Source organism: Pseudoalteromonas sp. (genome assembly GCF_036960685.1).
Classification (GTDB): Bacteria; Pseudomonadota; Gammaproteobacteria; order Enterobacterales; family Alteromonadaceae; genus Pseudoalteromonas.
The window spans coordinates 72,339-96,200 of record NZ_JBALXK010000016.1; the positions used below are offsets into that span (position 1 = coordinate 72,339).

Consider the following 23,862-nt stretch of genomic DNA (forward strand, 5'->3'; position numbering starts at 1 on the left):
AAGGACACGGAATGCGTATTTTAGCTATACTCCCATTAATAGCATTGAGTGGTACTGCTCATGCTTTAACACTCGAACAGTCTGTTGCTGAGGCACTCAACAAGAATCCGCGCTTACTACAAAAATATGCGCGCTTTGAGGCTAAGTATCGCGATAAACGCACCGCGTTTAGCGAATATTTACCACAAATTAGGCTTTACGCTGCTTATGGCTATGAAAATGTTACCAACAATAGCGGTAACTCCGTCGATACTGAAATGGATCGCCGTGAACTAGGGCTTAGGATCTCGCAAATGCTATTTGATGGTTTTAAAACCTCATCAGATGTTGCTCGCCTTGATTATGAAATGCGTGCAGATCAGCAAAGTTTAGTATCAGAAGCTGAAAATATTGGTTTGGAAGTAAGCCAAGTCTATTTAGATCTGATCAAAGCCCAAGAAATAGTTAAATTACAACAACAAAATGTGGTCGATCACCAAAACATCTTAAAAGATATCCAAAGTCGAAAATCCAAAGGGCTCAGTAGTGACGCCGATGTTGCCCAAGTACAAGCTAGGTTATCAACAGCACAATCAGGATTATTAGCCGCTAAAAATAATCAATTCGATTTAGAAGCTAATTACTATGATTTAGTCGGCGGCTACCCTGATAACTTAATGGTGCCAAAACCAGATGCCAACTATGTACCGAAGGATCTAAAGCAAGCAATCCAACTTGCTGTCACCTCACACCCTGAAGTAAGTGCAGCGAACCTGGATATCAACGCAGCAAACAAACAAATAGAACGTGATAAAAGTGGTTACTGGCCTAAGCTTGCACTTGAGCTGGATGTAAATGATAACGAGAATATTGGCGGTTTTGAGGGCCCTGATGATGACGCTCGTATCATGTTGACCATGAGCTATGATCTCTATAATGGTGGACGCACCAATGCCAAAACAGAAGCATCAAAATGGCGTTATCAAGAAGCCACCGCAGTGCGCGATAATACCCTGCGCCAAGTTACAGAAGGCACAAAATTGGCCTGGAATGCCTATACTTTTGTAGGCGAACAGAAAAACTTTTATCAACAAAATGTCGATTTTGCTAGCCAAGCACAGCAAGGCTATGACAAACAGTTTGATCTAGGACGCCGTTCACTCTTAGATGTACTGGATTCAAAAATAGAACTCTTTGTTGCTCGTCGTAACTATTTAAATGCCGCATTCGATGAACGTAAAGCAAGCTATCGGTTAATTAATGCAACAGGAAAGCTGGTGGAAGCACTGCGTGTTGATACGCCCGAAGCATGGCAAATAGAAGACGATAAGGAATAATCACTATGAAAAACTTACTAGTAATTGCGACCATTCTAGGCCTCAGTGCCTGTGCGTCTGATCCAGTCATCTATGGCCCACAAGAACAATCACGCGATCTATATGATAGCGATGTCGATGGGGTGATCAATGCCCGCGATAACTGCGCCCAAACGCAAGATCAAGCAGTAACCGATAACGATGGTTGTCCTGCAGCTACCAATATTCCGCACGCTGATGTGCGTGTTATTGATTTTGGTTTTGATAAGGATACTTTAACTCCGCAAGAACAAGTTAAAGTGATCGAACTTGCAGAAGAAATGAAACAAAATACGCAAACCCAATTATATTTAATTGGCGATACCAGTGTTGAAGGCACTGATGAATACAACCGTAAACTTGCTCAACGCCGCGTAAAAACGGTAACCGATATTCTGATTGCTAATGGAGTAAATAGCAGCCGTTTTCAAACAGAAACCTACGAGTACCCTATCCATATGCCTAAAAACCTTGCAGGACGTGATACACGCTTAATAGCTGTATTAAGTATCCCTGATTCAACAGGCTACAAAAAACAGTGGCAACTTTACGGTAACTAAGCAATATCAGCTCAAATTATCATTTATAAATAATACAAAGCCTTTGCAATACAGCAAAGGCTTTTTTTTATTTAAATTAGTGTTCAATACCGATTACGGCCAGCAAAGTTAGCGTGATCTTTTATAGTCATGATGAGATTCACTTTAGAGATCATTATGAACAAATATAAAATATTTCAGCAATTACATGTACAACAACAGCCATTTTTACTGCCAAACGCATGGGATCCACTCAGCGCTCGCCTATTAGAACAAGCAGGCTTTGCAGCAATCGCCACAACAAGTTGGGGAATGGCACAAGCACGTGGCCAACAAGATGGTGAGCAATGCTCATTTGCAGAATTTTTAAATCAACTAAAACCAATTGTAAATGCGGTTAGTATCCCTATTTCTGTCGATATTGAATCAGGATACAGTAATGATATAAACACCATTTTTCAGCATGTTTTAGCCGTGGCTAAATTGGGGGCTGTGGGTATAAATATAGAAGATTCTGATAAAAAAACGGGCAAATTACGCACTCAACAACAACAAATAGCGATACTAGTCGCCATTAAAAACATCTTAAATCGGCATGGGTTTTCGCAATTATTCATAAATGCACGAACCGATTGTTTCCTGCAAACAGCCGAATTAGCCTCCACAATAACCAGAGCTCAGGCTTACCAAACAGCCGGCGCTGAGAGTTCCTGTAAATATAATGGCAGACGTTGATCTAACCGATCCACAACGCTTATTTACCTATGGTGTGCAGCGATTCTCGCTTGGAAACACTCTATTTGATGCAACAAAACGCTTTATTTTAACAGCCAGCACTGCCTTTAATACCACAAAAAGTTGCGATCATTTATTCGAGTAATGGCTTTTCAACGGGAATTAAACAAAATTAAAACCCAAATTAGTGGCGTAAATACCAGCAAATCTGAAAATTGATCAATGCAAGCCTAAATTGTTATCCACAATTTGGGCTTTTTTGTGCATTTTTAACAAAACGATCAATAAAAACCATCTTATTTTTTAGATCTAATCACCGATTACGTACAATAAACCGACAAAAACATTGTTAATTGCTTTTTATTTTCTGATCCGTGCTCTTTTTGACATCATTCTTAACTTTTTCAAAATTAATTTGCAGCATCAATGATCGTTATCAACAACTGATCTATCCACATTTAGATCGCCAATTTATAAATTTAAAGCAATCGCGTAATTCACCACCTATAAAAAGTAAAATCAATTAGTTAGCATCATAAAAATAATAACACTTGAGTTTTTGATCTTACTTTCCCACTTTTTATCAACAGCTTGATCAGAAGATTACACATTGGAATATTTTATTTATTTATTTAAATATCAAAAACTTACAGATAAAAAATTAAAAATAAAAACATTTGTACCTAAAAAACTTATACAAAAGTATATTCAAGGCTTTACTGCTGAGTAAACTCAGTTATCATAAGCGCACTAATAAGCAGTTGTGTGATCAGATCGAATATGAACTCCGTTAATATCATTATAGGTAGCCAAATGGGATCTGCTGAGTATGTAGGTGAACAACTTGCAGAGCAGCTAATTACTCAAGGGATCAGTGCCGAAGTTCATGATCAACCTAGCTTTTCTGAAATAAATCAAGAAAATACTATTTGGTTAGTCTGTACATCTACTTATGGCGCGGGAGACTATCCAGAGAACCTCTTAGCTTTCGTGGAAGATATTAATCAAGCTGATGATTTAAAAGGTTTAAATTTTTCAGTGATCGGCTTAGGTGATACCAGTTACGATACTTACAACCTAGCTGGACGTAACCTAGAGCAGTTATTACTAAGCAAAGGTGCAAACCGTATCGCTGATCGCTTAGAGTTGAATATTCTTGATGAACAACTGCCAGAAGACACTGCTTTAGCTTGGTTACCTAGCTGGATCGAAAAAGTCAGCAGTATTTAATTAAGATCACAAAACAGATCCATAATAAAAGTTACCCACAATTTACTGAGTATTTAGATCGGATTGTGGATAAACTATGATCTAACTGCGTTTTAAAGGTATCTTATCCATTGGATAAGATCTGATCCAATACCCCCTGTGTATAAATAGCCTTTTTGATCAGAGCTTATAATCAGTTAGATCCGATCATACTAACACCTTTAGATCCGATCTAACTTTATGTTTTAATAAGTGAATTAAACCTTATCAACAGAAATGTTGCTCAGTAGTAGTAACAGTAATAAAAGATCTCTTTAAAAGATCCTTTATATTATTAGAGATCATTTACTTAGATCTTGCCCATAGTTTAATCATTTATCTTCTGACAATTTATAGGTAGAATACGCTCCCCCTTGGAAGTTTGCTGGTTGATTAAGTAGGATCCCGAAATGATTTTTCACGAAAATTTTGATGTTATTGTTGTAGGTGGTGGACATGCAGGTACAGAAGCTGCGTTAGCTGCTGCACGTATGGGTATGAATACTCTACTGCTGACTCATAATATGGATACCCTTGGTCAAATGTCATGTAATCCAGCAATTGGTGGGATTGGCAAAGGTCATTTGGTAAAAGAAATTGATGCCCTTGGTGGCGCAATGGCTCAAGCTATTGATAAAGGTGGTATCCAATTCCGCACTTTAAATTCTTCTAAAGGCCCAGCTGTACGAGCTACTCGTGCGCAAGCTGATCGCGCATTGTACAAAGCCGCTATCCAAGATATTTTACAACATCAAGACAATTTAAAGATCTTTCAACAATCATGTGATGATCTAATTGTAGAAAATAATAAAGTAACCGGTGTTGTAACCCAAATGGGACTACGTTTTAGTGCCCCATCAGTTGTGCTAACAGTCGGAACGTTTCTTGGTGGACAGATCCATATTGGTTTAGAGAACTTTAAAGGCGGTCGTGCTGGTGATCCACCTTCAATAGCTTTAGCTAATCGTTTACGTGAATTACCATTTCGCGTTGATCGCTTAAAAACAGGCACGCCACCACGTATTGACGCACGCACTGTTGATTTTAGTAAAATGCAAGAACAACCAGGTGATGCACCAACACCGGTATTTTCATTTATGGGTAAACAAGCCGATCATCCACAACAGATTGCTTGTTATATCACTTATACTAATGAAAAAACTCATGAAGTAATTCGCAATAATTTACACCGTTCTCCTATGTACTCAGGTGTAATTGAAGGTATTGGCCCGCGCTATTGCCCATCTATTGAAGATAAAATTGTTCGTTTTGCTGATAAAGACAAACACCAAATTTTTGTTGAGCCTGAAGGTTTAACTTCTTATGAGCTCTACCCTAATGGTATATCAACGAGCTTACCGTTTGATGTGCAATTAGAAATTGTGCAATCGATCACTGGTTTTGAAAATGCCCATATTTGTCGCCCAGGCTATGCTATTGAGTATGACTTCTTCGATCCTCGCGATCTTAAAAAGTCGTTAGAGACCAAGTTTATTGACGGTTTATTCTTTGCAGGCCAAATAAATGGTACTACTGGCTATGAAGAAGCCGGTGCACAGGGTCTTATTGCAGGTATGAATGCGGCATTGCAGGTACAAGGTAAAGAACCTTGGACACCACGTCGCGATGAAGCTTATGTTGGTGTACTAATTGATGATCTTACGACGCTAGGCACTAAAGAACCGTACCGTATGTTCACAAGCCGCGCTGAATATCGTTTATTATTACGTGAAGACAATGCTGATATCCGTTTAACCGCTAAAGGTCGTGAGTTAGGTCTGGTTAATGACGAGCGTTGGCAGGCATTTAATGACAAAATGGACATTATTGCTAAAGAATCACAACGTATTAAAGACGTTTGGATCCATAAAGATCACGCAGTTATTGAACAAGTAAATAGCTTACTAAAAACACCATTAACGCGTGAAGCGAGTTTAGAAGAATTATTACGTCGTCCTGAGATCCGTTATAATGATCTGATGGCGATCGATGGCTTAGGATCAGAGTTTGATCACGCTGCTGCATTAGAGCAAGTTGAGATCCATACTAAGTACGCAGGTTATATTGCTCGTCAACAAGATGAGATCAATAAACAGCTGCGTCATGAATTAACTGTTTTACCAAAAGACTATGATTATTCGATTGTTTCAGGTTTATCAAATGAAGTTGTAGCTAAATTAACTGAAGCGCGTCCTGATACTATAGGCCAAGCATCGCGTATTTCAGGTATCACGCCTGCGGCGATTTCGCTATTATTAGTGTATCTGAAGAAGCAAGGCTTGCTACGCAAAATTGCGTAGCCATTAAGGAATACTGTGTTACAGCAACAATTAACCACATTGTTAGCGCAAACTAATATTGCGCTAACCGAAAAACAACAGCAACAACTTGTTCAATATGTTGAGTTACTTAATAAATGGAACAAAGCTTATAATTTAACCTCTGTACGTTTACCTGAGGATATGATGATTAAGCATATTATGGATAGCCTCGTTGTTGCTCCTCACCTACCCGGTCATCATTATATTGATGTTGGAACAGGTCCTGGCCTTCCTGGTATCGTGTTAGCGATTGCATTACCAGACACACAATTTGTTTTACTAGATAGCTTAGGCAAGCGAGTGCGTTTTTTAATGCAGGTAAAACATGAGCTAGGCCTTAAAAATGTAACCCCAGTGCAGTCTAGAGTTGAAGATTATCAACCAAGTGTTAAATTAGATGGTGTATTAAGTCGCGCATTTGCATCTTTACAAGATATGGTTGACTGGTGTTCGCACTTGATTGATCATTCAGGTAAATTTATTGCTTTAAAAGGCGTGTTTCCAAGTGAAGAGCTAGAATCATTACCTGCGGGTATTAAATTCGAGCAAAAAATCTCCTTGGAAGTGCCTAAGTTAGATGCGCAAAGGCATTTAATTATTTTATCTAAAGACTAGGGATCAGAGACACTGTGGCAAAAGTCATCGCATTAGCAAATCAAAAAGGTGGTGTGGGTAAAACTACGACCGCTGTAAATCTCGCTGCGTCTATGGCTGCAACCAAACGCAAAGTGCTGTTAATTGATCTTGATCCGCAAGGTAATGCGACTATGGGAAGTGGCGTAGATAAATATGGTGACGTGCCAACTATTTACGACTTACTCATTGAAGATAAACCAATAGATGACGTTATTATCAAAGAAACGTCAGGCGAATACCATATGATTGCTGCAAACGGTGATGTAACCGCAGCAGAAGTCAAACTCATGGAACTCTATGCCCGTGAAGTGCGGTTACGTAACGCGCTTGAAAAAATTCAGGATCAGTACGAATTTATTTTTATCGACTGCCCTCCTTCACTGAATATGTTAACAGTGAACGCCATGGCAGCCGCCGACTCTATTTTAGTTCCCATGCAATGCGAATATTACGCCTTAGAAGGTTTGACCGCATTAATGGACACCATCACCCAATTAGCCAAGTTAGTTAATCCAAAACTACAGATTGAAGGGATTTTACGTACTATGTACGACCCACGTAATCGTTTGGCCAATGATGTATCAGAGCAGCTTAAACAGCATTTTGGCGATAAAGTATACCGCACAGTGATACCACGTAATGTACGTTTAGCAGAAGCGCCCAGTTTTGGTGCACCCGCAATGTATTATGATCGGGCATCAAGTGGTGCTAAAGCGTATTTAGCACTAGCTGGTGAAATGTTACGCAGAAAAGAAAAAATATCCCCAATCGTCGCCTAACTTGAGGTAAAAAGAACATGTCTGCTAAAAAACGTGGCTTAGGCCGAGGACTCGATGCTTTATTAAGTTCGTCTAAACCTGCACCGAGTATCGACAAAGAACAACTCAATACGAGTGAGCAGGATGTTATAGTTCAGCCAACCAGTAGTGAGTTGCAAAAGCTACCCATTGAATTTTTACATTCAGGTAAATATCAGCCACGTAAAGACATGTCAGAAGAAGCGCTCGAAGAACTAGCCAGTTCAATTCGCTCGCAAGGCATTATTCAACCTATCGTAGTGCGTCCGGTTGCAAAGGACAGCTATGAAATTATCGCCGGTGAACGTCGCTGGCGCGCTGCACAAATAGCCAAGCTTGATGTAGTGCCATGTATAATTAAAGACGTACCTGATGAAGCGGCTGTGGCTATTGCACTGATTGAGAATATTCAGCGCGAAGATTTAAATGCAATGGAAGAAGCGGTTGCGTTACATCGCTTATTAACAGAGTTTGAACTTACTCATCAACAAGTAGCAGATGCAGTTGGCAAATCTCGCACTACCGTTACCAACTTATTACGACTAAATAATCTTAATGATGATGTTAAAATATTGTTGGAACATGGTGACATTGAAATGGGTCATGCGCGTTGCCTTTTAGCCCTTGAAGGTGAAGCGCAATCTGATGCTGCCCGACTGGCTGTTGCTAAAGCTCTCACCGTCCGTGAAACTGAAAAACTAGTACGTTCAATTTTAGAGCCTGCTCCTAAAAAGGAAGTTTTGGAAAAAGATCCAGATGTCAAACAGTTAGAACAGCAATTGGCTGATAACTTAGGCGCTAAAGTGGAAATTAACTACAATAAAAAAGGCAAAGGAAATCTAGTTATTTCGTACACTAGCTTAGAAGAGTTGGACGGAATTCTAAACCGTATAAACGCTGAAAATTCTGAGCATTAATAAATATCATGTCCAAAAAGAGACATTCGTCGTAAATTTGCACCACATTACACCGACTCAAGTTGCAAAACTGGCAGGAATCAGTATAATTTCGCCAGTTTTCATGCCCTGACAAATAGAACGCCAATAAGGTTAACTAGACGTGACAAATAAGTTAGCAGCACCTTATCGCTTGGCTGCATTAAAAATAATCTATTTGCAAGGCTGTGTAGCTGTAGTTGCTGCCATTATAGTATTTTTAGGTTGGGGAGTAAGTGCCGGTCTCTCAGCATTAGCTGGAGGCGCTGTAGCCGTACTTCCTCACTGTGTATTTGCCATCTATGCATTCAGATATATGGGTGCAAGCAGAGCAGATCAAGCGTATGCCTCGTTAAAACGTGGTAACGGACTAAAATTTATGCTGACAATCGTATTGTTTGCGCTAGTACTAAAGCATTTTCCGGTAATTTTATTACCTTTCTTTAGTAGTTATGTACTGGCGTTATTTAGTGGATTGTTTGCACCCGTTTTTTTTAAACATTAACTTTTGGGATATAACATGGCTGAAGAAGTGACTATATCAAGCCATATCCAGCATCACTTAACCAATGCTAAGATGTGCTCGACCGATACCGGTCTAGCCTTCAATAAAGCATGTGCGGACAGTGGTTTCTGGACATGGCATATAGATACCCTCGCATGGTCTATCGGACTAGGTCTAATATTTTTATGGATCTTCCGTAGTGCCGCTAAAAAATCAACAATTGGTGTACCAGGAAAATTTCAATGTTTTATTGAAATGATCGTTGAGTTCGTTGGTGACAACGTACGCGATACCTTCCATGGTAAGAGCAAGCTTATTGCACCATTAGCATTAACAATATTCGTTTGGATATTCTTAATGAACTTAATGGATTTAATACCAGTTGACTTCTTACCTGCATTTGCCGGCTTTGTTGGCGAAAATGCGTTTGGTATGGATTCTCATGATGTATACATGAAAATTGTACCGACAACTGACATCAACTTAACCGCTGCACTAGCATTAGGCGTGTTTATTCTGATGATCGGTTACTCAATTAAAATCAAGGGCATTACTGGCTTTATTGCTGAGCTTACACTTCATCCGTTTAGCTCAAACAATAAGATTGCAATGATTTTCTTAATCCCTTGTAACTTATTACTAGAACTAATTGCCCTTGTGTCTAAGCCTTTCTCGTTAGCACTGCGTTTGTTCGGTAACTTATATGCTGGTGAGTTGATATTCATCTTGATCGGCGCAGTTGGTTTAATGCAACTACCGTTGCACTTTGTTTGGGCTGTTTTCCACATCTTAGTAATCGTGTTACAAGCATTCGTATTTATGATGCTAACGGTTGTTTATCTAAGCATGGCAAGTTCAGACAATCACTAATTTATAGCTTTACAAATTTACTTTTAACTTTAATTTACAATTGAAACTTTGGAGAAAAAAATGGAACTAGTATTAGGTCTTAAGTATATCGCAGTTGCTTTACTTATCGGTTTTGGTGCTATCGGTACTGCAATCGGCTTCGGTAACATGGGTGGTAAATTCCTTGAAGCATGTGCGCGTCAACCTGAGCTTGCACCTTCACTACAAGTTAAGATGTTCATCCTTGCTGGTCTAATCGATGCTGTTGCAATGATCGGTGTTGGTATCGCGATGGTAATCTTGTTCGTACTTTAATTTTATTTTTTGAACAGCTTACTATTTAAGGAGGAGCGGTCGTGAACTTAAACGCCACTCTTATCGGTGAACTAATTGCATTTACGGTGTTCGTACTTTTTTGTATGAAATTCGTATGGCCACCACTAAACGGTGCAATTGAAGCTCGCCAGAAGAAAATCGAAGATGGTTTAGCTGCCTCTGATAGAGCCGAAAAAGACTTAGAACTTGCGCAAAAGAAAGCTGCTGAACAGCTTAAAGATGCAAAAGCTCAAGCGGCTGATATCATTGATCAAGCTAAAAAGCGTGCCGTGCTAATTGTTGACGAAGAAACAGTTCGTGGTCAGCAAGAGCGTGAAAAAATTATTGCTCAAGGGCATTCTGAAATCGAATCAGAGCGCAACCGCGTAACAGAAGAGCTACGTAAACAAGTAGCTACTCTGGCAGTGGTTGGTGCTGAACGTATTTTAGAGCGCGAAATCAATCAAGCCGCACATAGTGACATCGTTGAAAAACTTGTCGCTGAGCTGTAATTAGGAGGGTATGAGCATGTCTGAATTGACTACTATCGCTCGCCCATACGCTAAAGCGGCTTTTGAACTTGCCGTTGAAAAAGGCACCATTGAAAGTTGGAACGACATGTTGTTCTTTGCTGGCCAAGTAGCCAGCAACGAACAAGCATCAAGCGTTTTAGCTGGTATGCCTACTGCTAAAGCACAAGCTGAGTTATTTAACAAAATTTGTGCCGAGCAGCTCAACGAACAAGGTCAGAACCTAGTTAAGGTGATGGCTGAAAATGGACGTTTGATAGCCCTACCAGCAGTTGCAGAGTTATTTGCTAAGTTTAAAGCAGAATACGATAAAGAAATCGAAGTAGACGTGATTTCGGCAACTCCTCTTGCTGCAGCGCAGCAGGATACATTGGTAGCGGCACTTGAAAAACGTTTCGCACGCAAAGTTAAGCTGAATTGTAGTGAAGACGCAGCAGTGGTTGGTGGGCTTATTATTAAGTCTGGTGACACTGTAATCGACGGCTCAATACGCGGTAAATTAAACCGCTTAGCCACAACACTACAATCGTAATTGGGAAAAAGAGCATGCAACTTAATTCCACTGAAATTTCAGATCTGATCAAACAACGTATTGAGCAGTTCGAAGTTGTAAGTGAAGCTCGTAACGAAGGTACTATCGTATCTGTTACAGACGGTATCATCCGCATTCACGGTCTAGCTGACTGTATGCAAGGTGAAATGATTGAGCTTCCTGGCAACCGTTATGCTATCGCACTAAACCTTGAGCGTGACTCAATTGGTGCAGTAGTAATGGGTCCATACGCTGACCTTACTGAAGGCGTAAAAGTTTATACAACTGGTCGTATCTTAGAGGTTCCTGTTGGTGCTGGTCTACTTGGTCGTGTTGTAAACACACTAGGTGCACCTATCGATGGTAAAGGCGCTCTAGATAACGACGGTTTTGAACCTGTAGAAAAAATTGCACCAGGTGTAATCGAGCGTAAATCAGTAGATGAGCCAGTACAAACTGGTTATAAATCTATCGACGCTATGATCCCAGTTGGTCGTGGTCAACGTGAACTTGTTATCGGTGACCGTCAAACAGGTAAAACTGCACTAGCAATCGATGCAATCATCAACCAGAAAAACACAGGCGTTAAGTGTGTGTATGTTGCGGTTGGTCAAAAAGCTTCTACTATTGCTAACGTAGTACGTAAATTAGAAGAGCACGGTGCACTAGCAAATACAATCGTAGTTGTTGCATCTGCTTCTGAGTCTGCGGCACTTCAGTACTTAGCTCCGTTCTCGGGCTGTACTATGGGTGAATACTTCCGTGACCGTGGTGAAAACGCATTAATCGTATATGATGATTTATCTAAGCAAGCTGTTGCTTATCGTCAAATCTCATTGCTACTTAAGCGTCCACCAGGTCGTGAAGCATACCCAGGTGACGTATTCTATCTTCACTCTCGTCTTCTTGAGCGTGCATCGCGTGTAAACGCTGAGTACGTTGAAAAGTTCACCAATGGTGAAGTGAAAGGACAAACTGGTTCATTGACGGCATTGCCAATCATTGAAACTCAAGGCGGCGACGTTTCTGCGTTCGTACCGACTAACGTTATCTCTATCACCGATGGTCAGATCTTCTTAGAAACTGACTTATTCAACTCAGGTATCCGTCCGGCAGTAAATGCTGGTATCTCGGTATCGCGTGTTGGTGGTGCTGCACAAACTAAAATCGTTAAGAAACTAGGTGGCGGTATCCGTCTAGCCCTAGCTCAGTATCGTGAATTAGCTGCGTTCTCGCAGTTCGCGTCTGACCTTGATGATGCAACACGTGCTCAACTTGAGCATGGTGAGCGTGTAACAGAGCTAATGAAGCAGAAACAGTACGCGCCAATGTCTGTTGCTGAAATGTCTTTGTCGTTATTTGCAGCTGAGAAAGGTTATCTGAAAGATATCGAAATCCCTAAAATCATGGATTTTGAAGCAGCTTTACTTTCTTATGCAAACAGCACATACGCAGAGCTTGTGGCTCAAATCAATGAAACTGGTAACTACAACGCCGAGATCGAAGCGCAACTTAAAGAACTTCTAGAGAAGTTCAAGTCTACGCAAACTTGGTAATTTAGTTATTAATGGTGCGCTTTAGTTAGCTAAAGCACACCTTGATTCGGAGAGAGAGTCATGGCCAGCGGAAAAGAGATTAAAAGCAAGATCGGCAGTATTAAAAATACTCAAAAGATCACTAGCGCAATGGAAATGGTTGCTGCGTCTAAAATGAAAAAGGCGCAAGAACGAGTGGCTTCAAGCCGTCCATACGCTGACAAATTACGTAAAGTGATTGGTCGTGTTGCTCAAGCAAATCTTGATTTTACTCACCCGTTCTTAGAAGAGCGTGAAGTAAAACGAGTTGGTTATATTGTTATCTCTACTGACCGTGGTCTGTGTGGCGGTTTAAACTCTAACGAGTTTAAAAAAGTTGCACTAGATGTTAAAGCGTGGAAAGAAAAAGGTGTAAACGCTGAGTTTGCAACTTTGGGCAGCAAAGCTGCTGGTTTCTTCCAACGTTTTGGTGGTCAACTACTCGCTAAAAAAGCGGGTTTAGGAGATAAACCTTCAGTACAAGACATTATTGGTCCTGTAAAAATAATGCTAGATGCATTCTCTGAAGGCAAAATTGACCGTTTATTCTTGGTATATAACAACTTCGTTAATACCATGAAGCAAGAGCCAATGATAGATCAGTTACTCCCTTTGCCAAAAGCTGAAAAAGAAGTATCTGCTTACACATGGGATTACTTATATGAACCAAACCCAGAGGCTATTTTAGAGTCTTTGTTAGTGCGTTTCATTGAGTCTCAAGTATACCAAGGTGTAGTTGAAAACGCTGCCTCTGAACAGGCCGCCCGTATGGTTGCAATGAAAGCTGCAACTGATAACGCTGGCGACCTTATGGATGAGTTACAGCTTGTTTATAACAAGGCCCGTCAAGCGGCAATCACACAAGAAATTAGTGAGATTGTTTCTGGCTCAGCCGCAGTTTAATGCTTCTGGCAAAGATTAACGAGAGGAATAGACATGAGTTTAGGTAAGGTCGTCCAAATTATCGGTGCCGTTGTGGATATTGAGTTTTCACAAGACAACGTGCCAGCCGTATATGACGCGCTAAAAGTAACAGATGGCGATTTAGCGGGTTTGACTCTAGAAGTTCAACAACAGCTAGGTGGCGGTGTGGTACGTACTATCGCACTAGGTACTACAGACGGTTTACGTCGTGGTGCATTAGTATCAAACACAGGTGAAGCGATTCAAGTTCCAGTTGGTAAAGCAACACTTGGTCGTATCATGAACGTACTTGGTGAGCCAATCGATGAAGCTGGCCCAATCGGCGAAGAAGACCGTATGTCTATTCACCGTGCAGCGCCTACTTACGAAGAGCAATCAAGTTCAGTAGAACTTTTAGAAACTGGTATCAAGGTAATCGACCTTGTATGTCCATTTGCTAAAGGTGGTAAAGTTGGTTTATTCGGTGGTGCCGGTGTTGGTAAAACCGTAAACATGATGGAACTTATCCGTAACATCGCAATCGAGCACAGCGGCTACTCAGTATTCGCAGGTGTTGGTGAGCGTACTCGTGAGGGTAACGATTTCTACCATGAAATGAACGATTCAAACGTACTTGATAAAGTATCGCTTGTATACGGTCAGATGAACGAGCCTCCAGGTAACCGTTTACGCGTAGCGTTAACTGGTCTTACTATGGCTGAAAAGTTCCGTGACGAAGGTCGCGATGTACTTTTCTTCGTAGATAACATCTACCGTTACACGCTTGCTGGTACAGAAGTATCTGCACTACTTGGTCGTATGCCATCAGCGGTAGGTTACCAGCCTACACTTGCTGAAGAAATGGGTGTACTACAAGAGCGTATCGCTTCAACTAAGACTGGTTCAATTACTTCAATCCAAGCGGTATACGTACCTGCGGATGATTTAACGGATCCATCTCCAGCAACTACCTTTGCTCACTTAGATGCAACAGTAGTACTTTCACGTGATATCGCATCACTTGGTATCTACCCAGCGGTAGACCCACTTGATTCATCTTCACGTCAACTTGATCCATTAGTAATTGGTCAAGAGCACTACGATACAGCACGTGGCGTTCAAACAGTTCTTCAGCGTTATAAAGAACTTAAAGACATCATTGCAATCCTAGGTATGGACGAGCTTTCTGACGAAGATAAGCAACTTGTATCTCGTGCACGTAAAATCCAACGTTTCCTATCTCAGCCATTCTTCGTGGCAGAGGTATTCACAGGAGCGCCGGGTAAATACGTGTCACTTAAAGACACAATTGCTGGCTTCAAAGGCATCTTAAACGGTGAATTTGATGATATGCCAGAGCAAGCGTTCTACATGGTTGGCTCTATCGAAGAAGCTCAAGAAAAAGCCAAAAGCATGTAATTAGGAGGGTAGTATGGCAGCTATGACTGTACATCTTGACGTAGTAAGTGCTGAGCAGAGTTTATTTTCTGGTTTAGTTGAATCTATTCAAGTAAGTGGTAGTGAAGGTGAACTAGGTGTTAATGCTGGTCACGCTCCACTACTAACTGCCCTTAAACCTGGTATGGTACGTTTAGTTAAGCAATTTGGTGAAGAAGAACTCATTTATATTGCTGGCGGTACACTAGAAGTTCAACCGAACATAGTGACCGTACTTGCAGATACTGCAATTCGTGGTGAAGACCTTGATGAGCAAGCTGCAGAACAAGCTAAACGTGACGCTGAACAACAAATGGCACAAGGTGCCTCTGCTGAGCTAGATTATAGCCAAGCAGCAATGCAACTAGCTGAAGCAATCGCTCAGCTACGCGTTATTCAGCAATTACGTAATAAGTAAGCCTATCCGGTTTATTAAAAGCCCACTTTATGTGGGCTTTTTTGTGTCTGTTTTATGAGTACCGTAAAAATTATTAATATGATTACGTTGTCATTTTTTGATTAACCCTACGTAAATTGATTTTATTTACTTTAAGCGGTATTTAGCCTTGTTTTTACTTATATCCTTCACCAATCCTCGTTACAATAGTCACAAATAAAGCGAATAATGATTTCAGCTTAGATTCAGTGGCTACTGCTAGATTGCTGCTGAGTAAGTGCACATGATGTGACTTACTCAATCTTTTTTGAATTTACAAACGCTTACTCATTTCATAAAACAAAGAAAGAAGGAAATTGTTTTAATGTCTCTGACTACAGTGATTCTTGCTGCGGGTAAAGGTACTCGTATGCGTTCAGCTTTACCTAAGGTATTGCATAAAGTTGCCGGTAAACCTATGGTGCAACATGTTATCGATAATGCTAAAGCACTCGGTGCTACATCGACTAACTTAGTTTTTGGTCATGGCGGTGAATTATTACAACAACAACTTGCTGACAACGATGTAAAATGGGTACTTCAAGCTGAGCAGCTTGGGACTGGCCATGCAGTGGCACAAGCAAACCCACATATTAATGATGAAGACACTGTATTGGTTTTATACGGTGACGTACCATTAACAAAGCAATCAACCCTTGAGCGTTTACTCGCTGCCACACCTGAAAACGGCTTAGCCGTGCTTACTGTAAATTTAGCTAACCCTAATGGTTATGGCCGCATGTTACGTGTTGATGGCAAGCTAGTAGGGATTGTTGAGCAAAAAGATGCAACCCCAGAGCAGTTACTTATTAACGAAGTAAACACTGGCATCATGGCTGTAAATGGCAAGCTATTAAAAAGCTGGTTAGGCAACTTATCTAACGAAAACGCGCAAGGTGAATACTACCTCACAGATATAGTCGCCATGGCGCACAGTGAAGGTGTTGAGATCAGCTCAGCACAACCAGATCACCCGATGGAAGTTGAGGGCGCAAATAACCGCGTACAACTTGCAGGCCTTGAGCGTGCTTATCAAGCATGGCAAGCAGAAGAATTAATGTTAAACGGTGCAACACTGGCTGATCCTGCTCGCATTGATGTACGCGGCGAAGTGACAACGGGTGAAGATGTACTAATTGATGTAAACGTTATTTTTGAAGGTAAAGTTACCCTTGGTAACAACGTTGAAGTGGGCCCTAACTGTGTACTTAAAAATTGTACTATTGGCGATAACGTAATTATTAAAGCTAATACCTTAATTGAGGATGCTAGCGTAGCCGATAAGTGTACGTTAGGCCCTTATGCTCGCCTGCGCCCAGGTGCGATTATGGAAGAAGACTCGCACATTGGTAACTTTGTTGAGATGAAAAAAACCCGTTTAGGCAAAGGCTCTAAAGCAAATCATCTTTCTTACTTAGGTGATGCGGAAATTGGTGAAAAAGTTAATATTGGCGCCGGTACTATCACTTGTAACTACGATGGCGTGAATAAATCTAAAACCATCATAGGTGATAATGCCTTTATTGGCTCTAACTCATCACTGGTTGCCCCAGTGAATATTGGTGCAACAGCCACCATTGGTGCAGGTTCAGTGATCACTAGCACCGTTGAAGATGAACAGCTAGCCATCGCGCGTTCAAAACAGCGTAACTTAACCGGTTGGAAACGCCCAGTTAAAAAGTAAGCCTAAGTACCTAAAAGCGAGTTTTATTAGCTCGCTTTTATTGTCATAATTTTTAAAGCCGCTAGAATGACTAATTAATGGATTAACAATAGACAATAAGGATTTACTATGTCTGCTCATGCTCGTCGTGCAATTGCGCAAAGACAACGCCAACACCAAATAAAAACGCTTCTTGCTGGTAACAACCATACTCTATTACTAATGAATTCAGCAGAGTTTGCTGATTACATTATTTCTGTAAAGATGAAACAAGGTAAATCTCGTTCTGAAGCGGTTGACTGGATTGATGGTGTATTAGCACAGCATAACTCAGCATCGAGTATTTGGGAGCGAATAAAAGATCCTTTAAAAACAGGCGCAGGTCTTTACCCTTTATTTGATGATATGAAGTCATTAGCCATAATAGCGGCTGCAATGCAGCGCCAAGGTAATGCTTTGGTAAGTTTAAAATAAAAATTTACAATGGCTCACCCGCGATCATAATCGATTCTTATCCTGGAATACGCGCTCACCTTACAGGTACCCGTTATTTGGCTAGTAACCCTAAGCTGTTCACTATAGGGGTGGGTAAGCTCGAAGCAGCCAAAGCGATGAAAACCGGCTTTGCTCTCACCTTGATAATTTCAGTGACATTCCATGCTGTTGATCAGCTTTTAAATGATCAAAAAACATGGCATGACTTAGTGGCGGGAATTACTGTTGATATGGCTGTGGTTGGAGCTGCTATAGCTACAACATTTGCAGTGACGTATTTTGCAACCGCTTTTGCTGGGGCCGTGATTGTTACTACTGCTGCAATACCTCTCCTTATTGTTGTCAGTGTAGGTATAGCTTTTACTGCTTTAACTATGGTTTTTTCAACAGATCCTATTGCGGATGCCATTGCTTATAAGTTGCGAGAACTTGAAAGCAATCTTCGCTCTGAGATGATTGAGGTTAATAAAAAATTAGAGAAGGGTTTTAGTGAAGATCCTTATGCTTTTTTTAATTCTCTGTTTGGAGTCCCAACAATAAATATCAATCGCAATAAAAATGAGTACAATTAATGTCTATTTTAGAATGGCAAAAATCTGAAGAACGCTTCTTAGAGCAAACTTTTGAACATAAGTTAACAGTTGTTATTGGCTTGGTTATTTTTGTTTTATTTTCGACGACTTTATTTTATTTTTCTTATTACGGGTTTGTTGAAAATGTTTATTTTGATGATTCGCTTTATTATATTAGAGAAATTGGCTTGTTGGCTCCAATAATAGCAATGGCGCCATTTCCTGTGTTAATGACAATTGCCGGTTTTCAAAGGGTGTTGAATTATCGCAACGAGAAAACAATTAAGCTAATGGTAAAACTTATGCTTTGGGCAATACCGCTATATATAGTTTTATCTATTGCTAATAGTTTTTATATCGAGTCTAAATTAGTAAGAAAGGGTTATAGTTTTTGTCATTGGTATACTAGTCCATCTTTTAGAGGTCCTGATGTTTGGTTGAAAAATGATGAACTATGTTTACAAGATGGTTCTGTAATCATTAGTGATATAGCTGATTGGTTTGAAGTGCATAATGAGCAAGGAACTGAACCAACTCTAAATGAATTAGAGGCATTTATTAAAAAGACAAGAATGGAACTTGGTCGATAAAATAAAGCAGACCTAATAATTCGGCTATTTTCAAAAAGCTAGGACTTATAACTTGTGAAATTTTTAGCATGGAAAAAAGCAGATAAAAAGTTATCTCTTACAAATATGAAAGAAATCGCATCTATTTTTTTCTTGTTAATTGTTAGTGGAGGACTGTGCTATAAAATAGCCTTAAACTTTTTTTCCGAAGTGGAAACTATATTTTTAGTTAGTCAGCCTCAATTTTTTATAAAAGAGCAAGCCACTATACTTCTATCTTTTTTATTATTACCTTGCTTATTTTTAACGTTTTTATCGACCTTACAACGCTTTTTGGGGTTTGATATAGAATTAACTTTAATTAATGCATTTAAAAGTGCAGTTGTAGGCTTAATTGCTTTTTTAATTCTATCAATCCCGATCAATTTAGCTGTAGAGGCTAATTTAAAGAGCAAAGGCTATATTTATTGTAATTGGTACACTGGTGCTTCAGTTCGTGCTCCTGATGTTTGGTTAAAAAATGATGAGTTATGTTTACAAGATGGTTCTGTAATCATTAGTGATATCTATGATTGGTTTGAAATGCATAATGAGCAAGGAACTGAACCGACTCTAAATGAATTAGAGGCTTTTATTAAAAAGACAAGAATGGAACTTGGTAGATAAAATAAAGCAGACCTAATAATTCGGCTATATGTTCGAGATGTCTACAGCCAAAATTTTGCAATGGCTACCCACAGTCATAATTGACTCTTATCCTGGAATACGCGCTCACCTTACAGGTACCCGTTATTTGGCGAGTAACCCTAAGCTGTTCACTATAGGAGTGGGTAAGCTCGAAGCTGCCAAAGCGATGAAAACCGGCTTCGTTATTAGTTTAATTATTTCAGTGACATTTCATGCAATCGACCAGGTTTTAAATGACCAAAAAACATGGCATGACTTAGTTGCTGGAATTGCTGTTGATATGGCAGTAGTTGGAGCTGCTATTGGAATTAGTTCAGGAGTAATAGCATTGGGGGGTTCATTGATTGCTGGATCTGCAATAGCTCCATTGGTAATTATTGTTGCTGTTGGTTTTCTAGTTGCGTGGATTTTTCGTGATACGACTGTTTATGTTGACTACTTAGCTCAACATCTACATATTTGTGAAGAAAACATTCAAGCAGGTAAGGTTAGAATTAGAAATCAAATACAAAAATTAGAGAAAGACTATAAAGATAGTCCAGTCGATTTTATAAAGGGACTTTTTGGTGTGCCAACTTTAAACTTTAATAAGACTTATAACTAATGAAGCTTTTAGAGTGGAAGCCTTTGGAACTCAAGTTCAAAGAGGCACGAAGAAAGGAGATACTTTCTAAGATATGTCTGTTTTTTTTGATTTTAGGGGGGATCTATCTAGTAACAGTTACATTTTACTCTGAGTTTCGGTTACTTTTTTTAGATGATGACAGTACTTCTTTTTTTCTTAAAGAGAGCAGTGGAAGAATATTGCTGGCTTCTTTCCTTCCTTTCTGGTTTTATTTTCTGATCGCGACATTTCAATTTTTACTTAATTTTAGCTTTAAATTGTCCATGAAGTTGACCATGAAAAGCGGAATTTTAAGTTGTTTATTTATGGCTCTTGGAGTTATTCCTTTTAATTATTTTGTAGAATCAACATTAGAAGATAAAGGTTATGTTTTTTGTAATTGGTATACAGCTCCTTCAGCGATTGCTCCTGATGTTTGGTTAAAAAATGATGAGTTATGTTTACAAGATGGTTCTGTAATCATTAGTGATATCTATGATTGGTTTGAAATGCATAATGAAAAAGGCATTGAGCCAACTCTTAACACTCTAGAAGTTTTTATACAAAAAACCAGAGCTGAACAAAGTCGTTAATATTTAATCAAGCTTAATATCATTGAGTAAACTCAAATGATTAGAAAAGCGAGTTTATACTCGCTTTTGCTGTTTATTTAGTTGTAGCATGCTGTAATTAACTCCTGTTGCATCCGTTGAACTTTAAGTTGCTGAGGCTGTTTTGGGCAGTTAGCGCATTTTGCAGCATCACCTATTTGGTAGTGCAAACAACATGTTTTTCGCATTAGCGCTAATGAGTCTGAGCAAGCTGTAAGCATAATAAACTCTCCCGCCTCTGGGATATCAAGAGCACGCAACCAGTGCGCTGCCATGACTTGAATATTAAACGGCGGCTTTCGCTGTGCATGAATTAGTAATATTGCTAATAGTGTGTCAGCAAGTAAGGACATGGCCAAACGCTCATTAAGCCGTGTAACGCAGTTTAATTCAGCGAGTAATTTAACAACATAGCGCTTTAAGTGGGCAGCCATAATTGTTATAGCCTGCTGCTGGCTTTGATGGTGCTGCGCTTTTATAGAGGGTAGTTGTAACCCTGCGATAACGCCTTGTTGGTAGTGTTGTTGCACCGGCTGTAAAGAAAAGCTCATAGTGAGTTCATGTACACTGATGATTGCTAAATAGAGCGGTTGCCAATATAACATGCCCCAACTTTTTATTGCCCAATAGCTACGCCCAGCGCTGGGGTATTGATGCTGCCAATACTGGTGCAATTGTTTGATAAGCGCAGTGCTCGATTCTTTATCAAGCCAATGGCTTGCTTGATTGTTGTCATTCAGTTCAGGTGTTTTTAAAGCACTGTGGTAGCCCTTAGCAAGCGCTAACAGCTTGCTAAGGGCGGGTTGCTCAAGATTCATTATAAAAGTAAATCTTAAAATGAGGCATTTAAACTAAGTTCTACACTTCGCTCTGCGCCCATCCAGCATTTAGTAATATCAAAACAGGCTCCCACATAGCGCTTATCAGTTAAATTACTGACGGCTAAACCGACTTTATAGCTGTCGTTAAATCGATAGCTAGCGGCAGCATCAAACAAGGTATAACCCGGTACTGTTTCGGAATTTAAGGCATCTAACTGACTTTCACCGACATAACGTACGCCGCCATTAAATTCCAGTGCATCGTTAAAGAAGTAATTTAACCACATTGAGGCTTGTTGTTCTGCTACCCAAATAGGTGTTTTACCTTCTAATGCTGGGTTTTGTGGATTATCTATTACCTCAACATCCATATCCGTTAGATTTACAGTAACATCAAGCGTGTCGGTGAGTTGCTGATAAACACTGATCTCAAAACCCTTAGATTGCACTTCACCATTTTGAGTGTACTGCATAAAGTCAGGAGTATTGACCACTACATCTTGTTTGCGTAAATCAAAGAATGCTGCGGTTACTTTAGTGCTTGAATCATTATTGTGATATTTCACCCCCGCTTCAATTTGCTCTGCGGTAGTTGGTTTGAATGCTTGGCCAGTTAACGTATCGACTCCAGACGTTGGTTCGAATGACTCAGAGTAACTTGCATAAGGAGCAAGGTTATTGTCAAAGGTATAGATCGCCGCCATGCGGAAAGTGGTATCGCTTTGATCGATCTCTTGGTTGCTGGTGGCACCACTTATCAAGGTGTCGGTTAAGCTGTAGTAATTATCATAGCGTAGGCCCGCAATCACTGTTAGTGCATCGATTTTTATTTCATCTTGTAAATAAAAACCGCGTTGTGATTGCTCTAAACGACTAAATTGACGATAAGTATCTAAAGCGCCAGTGGTATCATCATTAAACTGTGTGTAATCAGGATTTGATAAATCTAAGCTTGGGGTACTAGCACCAAAGGTATCGGCATAGTCAAACGTTGAATCAAGGGTTTGGTATTCAAAGCCAATTAATAAGTTGTGATTTGTGTTTGCTAAAGTGAATTGCACAGCGAGTTGGTTATCAACTACAAAGCCTTCACCGTCCTCAATGGTTTTATACGCAGTACGGGTTAATACTTTATCTGCATCAGCTAAACCGAAGTCATAACTATTTTGTTGCGTGGCATCTGCATTGGTGTAGCGGAAGTTTTGTAAAAATGACATTGAGTCTGAAAACTCATGATTCAATTTATAACCGATCATCGTCACTTCACGGGCAAACTCGGCCCAGTTTTTATCGCCAGCATATGCATTCGAATCCAATTTTCCATAACTAGCATCGTAAAGAGTTCCTCTAGCGGGAAGCGTTGTTGATGGCACCATTTTCGGATCATCTTGATAATATAAATTCAGGTTTAAGCTAGTTTGCTCGCTAATATCAAAAGTTACGGAAGGGGCGATGGTAATTCTTTCTTCTTCTGTGGTTTGTTGTTGACCATCGCGACTACGAGCAAGGGCAATAAAGCGATAATTCACACCATCGGTAATAGCGCCTGTGCTATCTACAGCCAGCTCCGCCAAATTATTAGTACCAATTCGGGCTCTAAAGTTATGCTCAGAAAGAGCTTGTGGGGTTTTAGCCGTTTGGTTAACCATACCGCCAGGAGGTGCAGAGCCATATAAAACAGAAGCTGGGCCTTTTAAAATTTCGACACTTTGCGTCGCATATGCATCGACTTGCGGCGCTAAGTTATAAACCAGGTTGTATTGCAGTGGTAAACCATCGTAAAAATTACGATAACTTTCAAAACCACGAATCGTATATTGATCAAAAATAGTCACTGTGGCGCGATTTTCAGGCGTGATCCCTGATACATAGCGCAGTGCTTCATTCACTGTATCTACTTGGCGTAACTCTAGTAATTTACTGTCGTATACTTCAAAGCTCATAGGCGATTCAATCGGCGTTAAGCTCGATTTAGTGCCTGTTGAACGATAGCTCTTGCCGTACACGGCTATATTTTCTATGTCATCGTCTATCGCTACTTCTGCAGCCACACCATTGTTGCTGAATATGCATAATGAAATGGCTGATAGCCCAAACATTGATTTTTTTAACACAATCACTCCTTAATTTTTACGTTATTTAAACATTGACACTGAATCAGAAACGCGATTAGTATACATTCTCATTTAGATTTATCAATTGTTTTCAACTAAA

At 40.0% G+C, this 23,862-nt stretch carries 27 protein-coding genes; 25 read left to right on the forward strand and 2 right to left on the reverse strand.

Translation table 11 applies throughout. The features are described 5' to 3' along the window. Positions 1–11 precede the first annotated feature (11 nt). From V7783_RS13890 to V7783_RS14010, 25 genes are all read left to right on the forward strand, one after another. The gene (locus tag V7783_RS13890; protein ID WP_335679217.1) at positions 12–1,316 is read left to right on the forward strand and encodes a TolC family outer membrane protein; all 1,305 of its coding nucleotides are present in this window, start codon (positions 12–14) and stop codon (positions 1,314–1,316) included. Between the two features lie 5 nt (positions 1,317–1,321). Continuing rightward, positions 1,322–1,894 carry an OmpA family protein gene (locus V7783_RS13895; protein WP_335679218.1) on the forward strand — a complete coding sequence of 191 codons (573 nt, stop codon included), beginning with the start codon at positions 1,322–1,324 and terminating at the stop codon, positions 1,892–1,894. 156 nt (positions 1,895–2,050) lie between these two features. Beyond that, positions 2,051–2,608 carry an isocitrate lyase/PEP mutase family protein gene (locus V7783_RS13900; protein WP_335679219.1) on the forward strand — a complete coding sequence of 186 codons (558 nt, stop codon included), beginning with the start codon at positions 2,051–2,053 and terminating at the stop codon, positions 2,606–2,608. Then, positions 2,595–2,753, forward strand: a complete 159-nt coding sequence (locus V7783_RS13905) for a hypothetical protein (RefSeq protein WP_335679220.1) — start codon at positions 2,595–2,597, stop codon at positions 2,751–2,753. Before V7783_RS13900 ends, V7783_RS13905 begins: the two co-directional genes overlap by 14 nt. 635 nt (positions 2,754–3,388) lie before the next feature. Beyond that, positions 3,389–3,838, forward strand: a complete 450-nt coding sequence (locus tag V7783_RS13910) for a flavodoxin domain-containing protein (protein ID WP_335679241.1) — start codon at positions 3,389–3,391, stop codon at positions 3,836–3,838. Between the two features lie 428 nt (positions 3,839–4,266). After that, the gene (mnmG, locus tag V7783_RS13915) at positions 4,267–6,156 is read left to right on the forward strand and encodes a tRNA uridine-5-carboxymethylaminomethyl(34) synthesis enzyme MnmG (RefSeq protein WP_335679221.1); all 1,890 of its coding nucleotides are present in this window, start codon (positions 4,267–4,269) and stop codon (positions 6,154–6,156) included. 15 nt (positions 6,157–6,171) lie between these two features. Beyond that, positions 6,172–6,792 (forward strand): 16S rRNA (guanine(527)-N(7))-methyltransferase RsmG, encoded by a 621-nt coding sequence (gene rsmG, locus V7783_RS13920; protein WP_335679222.1) that lies wholly within the window; start codon positions 6,172–6,174, stop codon positions 6,790–6,792. A 14-nt stretch (positions 6,793–6,806) separates the two neighbouring features. Then, entirely contained in the window at positions 6,807–7,592 is a 786-nt protein-coding gene (locus V7783_RS13925; RefSeq protein ID WP_064668243.1) for a ParA family protein, read from the forward strand. A gap of 17 nt (positions 7,593–7,609) precedes the next feature. Continuing rightward, a complete protein-coding gene (locus tag V7783_RS13930) occupies positions 7,610–8,527 on the forward strand; it encodes a ParB/RepB/Spo0J family partition protein (protein WP_335679223.1) in 918 nt (305 codons plus the stop codon). Positions 8,528–8,669: 142 nt separating this feature from the next. Further along, positions 8,670–9,050, forward strand: coding sequence for an ATP synthase subunit I (locus V7783_RS13935; RefSeq protein ID WP_335679224.1), 381 nt, complete (start codon positions 8,670–8,672; stop codon positions 9,048–9,050). A 15-nt stretch (positions 9,051–9,065) separates the two neighbouring features. Next, on the forward strand, positions 9,066–9,920 hold the full coding sequence (gene atpB, locus V7783_RS13940; RefSeq protein WP_064668240.1) for a F0F1 ATP synthase subunit A: 855 nt from the start codon (positions 9,066–9,068) through the stop codon (positions 9,918–9,920). Positions 9,921–9,980: 60 nt separating this feature from the next. Beyond that, the gene (gene atpE / locus V7783_RS13945) at positions 9,981–10,214 is read left to right on the forward strand and encodes a F0F1 ATP synthase subunit C (protein ID WP_004588071.1); all 234 of its coding nucleotides are present in this window, start codon (positions 9,981–9,983) and stop codon (positions 10,212–10,214) included. Between the two features lie 41 nt (positions 10,215–10,255). Continuing rightward, the gene (gene atpF / locus V7783_RS13950) at positions 10,256–10,726 is read left to right on the forward strand and encodes a F0F1 ATP synthase subunit B (RefSeq protein ID WP_016710497.1); all 471 of its coding nucleotides are present in this window, start codon (positions 10,256–10,258) and stop codon (positions 10,724–10,726) included. Between the two features lie 16 nt (positions 10,727–10,742). After that, positions 10,743–11,276 carry a F0F1 ATP synthase subunit delta gene (gene atpH / locus V7783_RS13955; RefSeq protein WP_335679225.1) on the forward strand — a complete coding sequence of 178 codons (534 nt, stop codon included), beginning with the start codon at positions 10,743–10,745 and terminating at the stop codon, positions 11,274–11,276. A 14-nt stretch (positions 11,277–11,290) separates the two neighbouring features. Next, positions 11,291–12,832: a F0F1 ATP synthase subunit alpha gene (atpA, locus tag V7783_RS13960; protein WP_335679226.1), complete on the forward strand. Its 1,542-nt coding sequence runs from the start codon at positions 11,291–11,293 to the stop codon at positions 12,830–12,832. 60 nt (positions 12,833–12,892) lie between these two features. Further along, positions 12,893–13,753 carry a F0F1 ATP synthase subunit gamma gene (gene atpG / locus V7783_RS13965; RefSeq protein ID WP_064668237.1) on the forward strand — a complete coding sequence of 287 codons (861 nt, stop codon included), beginning with the start codon at positions 12,893–12,895 and terminating at the stop codon, positions 13,751–13,753. 33 nt (positions 13,754–13,786) lie between these two features. Then, positions 13,787–15,172 carry a F0F1 ATP synthase subunit beta gene (gene atpD / locus V7783_RS13970; protein WP_064668236.1) on the forward strand — a complete coding sequence of 462 codons (1,386 nt, stop codon included), beginning with the start codon at positions 13,787–13,789 and terminating at the stop codon, positions 15,170–15,172. A 13-nt stretch (positions 15,173–15,185) separates the two neighbouring features. Beyond that, positions 15,186–15,608, forward strand: coding sequence for a F0F1 ATP synthase subunit epsilon (locus V7783_RS13975; RefSeq protein WP_335679227.1), 423 nt, complete (start codon positions 15,186–15,188; stop codon positions 15,606–15,608). Between the two features lie 343 nt (positions 15,609–15,951). Further along, positions 15,952–17,310, forward strand: coding sequence for a bifunctional UDP-N-acetylglucosamine diphosphorylase/glucosamine-1-phosphate N-acetyltransferase GlmU (glmU, locus tag V7783_RS13980; RefSeq protein ID WP_335679228.1), 1,359 nt, complete (start codon positions 15,952–15,954; stop codon positions 17,308–17,310). Between the two features lie 108 nt (positions 17,311–17,418). Beyond that, a complete protein-coding gene (locus V7783_RS13985; protein WP_335679229.1) occupies positions 17,419–17,763 on the forward strand; it encodes a hypothetical protein in 345 nt (114 codons plus the stop codon). 77 nt (positions 17,764–17,840) lie between these two features. After that, entirely contained in the window at positions 17,841–18,356 is a 516-nt protein-coding gene (locus V7783_RS13990; RefSeq protein WP_335679230.1) for a hypothetical protein, read from the forward strand. Then, positions 18,356–18,946, forward strand: a complete 591-nt coding sequence (locus V7783_RS13995; protein WP_335679231.1) for a DUF1240 domain-containing protein — start codon at positions 18,356–18,358, stop codon at positions 18,944–18,946. The genes V7783_RS13990 and V7783_RS13995 overlap by 1 nt, the downstream gene beginning before the upstream one ends. A 54-nt stretch (positions 18,947–19,000) precedes the next feature. Continuing rightward, the gene (locus V7783_RS14000) at positions 19,001–19,591 is read left to right on the forward strand and encodes a DUF1240 domain-containing protein (RefSeq protein ID WP_335679232.1); all 591 of its coding nucleotides are present in this window, start codon (positions 19,001–19,003) and stop codon (positions 19,589–19,591) included. Between the two features lie 37 nt (positions 19,592–19,628). Beyond that, on the forward strand, positions 19,629–20,216 hold the full coding sequence (locus tag V7783_RS14005) for a hypothetical protein (protein WP_335679233.1): 588 nt from the start codon (positions 19,629–19,631) through the stop codon (positions 20,214–20,216). Beyond that, on the forward strand, positions 20,216–20,809 hold the full coding sequence (locus tag V7783_RS14010; RefSeq protein WP_335679234.1) for a DUF1240 domain-containing protein: 594 nt from the start codon (positions 20,216–20,218) through the stop codon (positions 20,807–20,809). The genes V7783_RS14005 and V7783_RS14010 overlap by 1 nt, the downstream gene beginning before the upstream one ends. Positions 20,810–20,886: 77 nt before the next feature. Here the strand turns inward: V7783_RS14010 and V7783_RS14015 are convergent, their stop codons facing one another. Next, positions 20,887–21,645: a siderophore ferric iron reductase gene (locus V7783_RS14015; protein ID WP_335679235.1), complete on the reverse strand. Its 759-nt coding sequence runs from the start codon at positions 21,643–21,645 to the stop codon at positions 20,887–20,889. A 14-nt stretch (positions 21,646–21,659) separates the two neighbouring features. Then, on the reverse strand, positions 21,660–23,762 hold the full coding sequence (locus V7783_RS14020) for a TonB-dependent siderophore receptor (RefSeq protein ID WP_335679236.1): 2,103 nt from the start codon (positions 23,760–23,762) through the stop codon (positions 21,660–21,662). Between the last annotated feature and the right edge of the window lie 100 nt (positions 23,763–23,862).

Excerpts from the sequence above, each read along its gene's own strand:
- glmU (WP_335679228.1), top strand. The coding sequence starts at position 15,952 with ATGTCTCTGACTACAGTGATTCTTGCTGCGGGTAAAGGTACTCGTATG.
- V7783_RS14010 (WP_335679234.1), top strand. The coding sequence starts at position 20,216 with ATGAAGCTTTTAGAGTGGAAGCCTTTGGAACTCAAGTTCAAAGAGGCA.
- atpE (WP_004588071.1), top strand. The coding sequence starts at position 9,981 with ATGGAACTAGTATTAGGTCTTAAGTATATCGCAGTTGCTTTACTTATC.
- V7783_RS13895 (WP_335679218.1), top strand. The coding sequence starts at position 1,322 with ATGAAAAACTTACTAGTAATTGCGACCATTCTAGGCCTCAGTGCCTGT.
- atpB (WP_064668240.1), top strand. The coding sequence starts at position 9,066 with ATGGCTGAAGAAGTGACTATATCAAGCCATATCCAGCATCACTTAACC.
- atpA (WP_335679226.1), top strand. The coding sequence starts at position 11,291 with ATGCAACTTAATTCCACTGAAATTTCAGATCTGATCAAACAACGTATT.
- V7783_RS14015 (WP_335679235.1), bottom strand. The coding sequence starts at position 21,645 with ATGAATCTTGAGCAACCCGCCCTTAGCAAGCTGTTAGCGCTTGCTAAG.
- V7783_RS13900 (WP_335679219.1), top strand. The coding sequence starts at position 2,051 with ATGAACAAATATAAAATATTTCAGCAATTACATGTACAACAACAGCCA.
- atpD (WP_064668236.1), top strand. The coding sequence starts at position 13,787 with ATGAGTTTAGGTAAGGTCGTCCAAATTATCGGTGCCGTTGTGGATATT.
- V7783_RS13905 (WP_335679220.1), top strand. The coding sequence starts at position 2,595 with ATGGCAGACGTTGATCTAACCGATCCACAACGCTTATTTACCTATGGT.
- V7783_RS13975 (WP_335679227.1), top strand. The coding sequence starts at position 15,186 with ATGGCAGCTATGACTGTACATCTTGACGTAGTAAGTGCTGAGCAGAGT.
- V7783_RS13890 (WP_335679217.1), top strand. The coding sequence starts at position 12 with ATGCGTATTTTAGCTATACTCCCATTAATAGCATTGAGTGGTACTGCT.
- V7783_RS14005 (WP_335679233.1), top strand. The coding sequence starts at position 19,629 with ATGTCTACAGCCAAAATTTTGCAATGGCTACCCACAGTCATAATTGAC.
- V7783_RS13930 (WP_335679223.1), top strand. The coding sequence starts at position 7,610 with ATGTCTGCTAAAAAACGTGGCTTAGGCCGAGGACTCGATGCTTTATTA.
- atpG (WP_064668237.1), top strand. The coding sequence starts at position 12,893 with ATGGCCAGCGGAAAAGAGATTAAAAGCAAGATCGGCAGTATTAAAAAT.
- atpH (WP_335679225.1), top strand. The coding sequence starts at position 10,743 with ATGTCTGAATTGACTACTATCGCTCGCCCATACGCTAAAGCGGCTTTT.
- V7783_RS13995 (WP_335679231.1), top strand. The coding sequence starts at position 18,356 with ATGTCTATTTTAGAATGGCAAAAATCTGAAGAACGCTTCTTAGAGCAA.
- V7783_RS13985 (WP_335679229.1), top strand. The coding sequence starts at position 17,419 with ATGTCTGCTCATGCTCGTCGTGCAATTGCGCAAAGACAACGCCAACAC.
- mnmG (WP_335679221.1), top strand. The coding sequence starts at position 4,267 with ATGATTTTTCACGAAAATTTTGATGTTATTGTTGTAGGTGGTGGACAT.
- V7783_RS13910 (WP_335679241.1), top strand. The coding sequence starts at position 3,389 with ATGAACTCCGTTAATATCATTATAGGTAGCCAAATGGGATCTGCTGAG.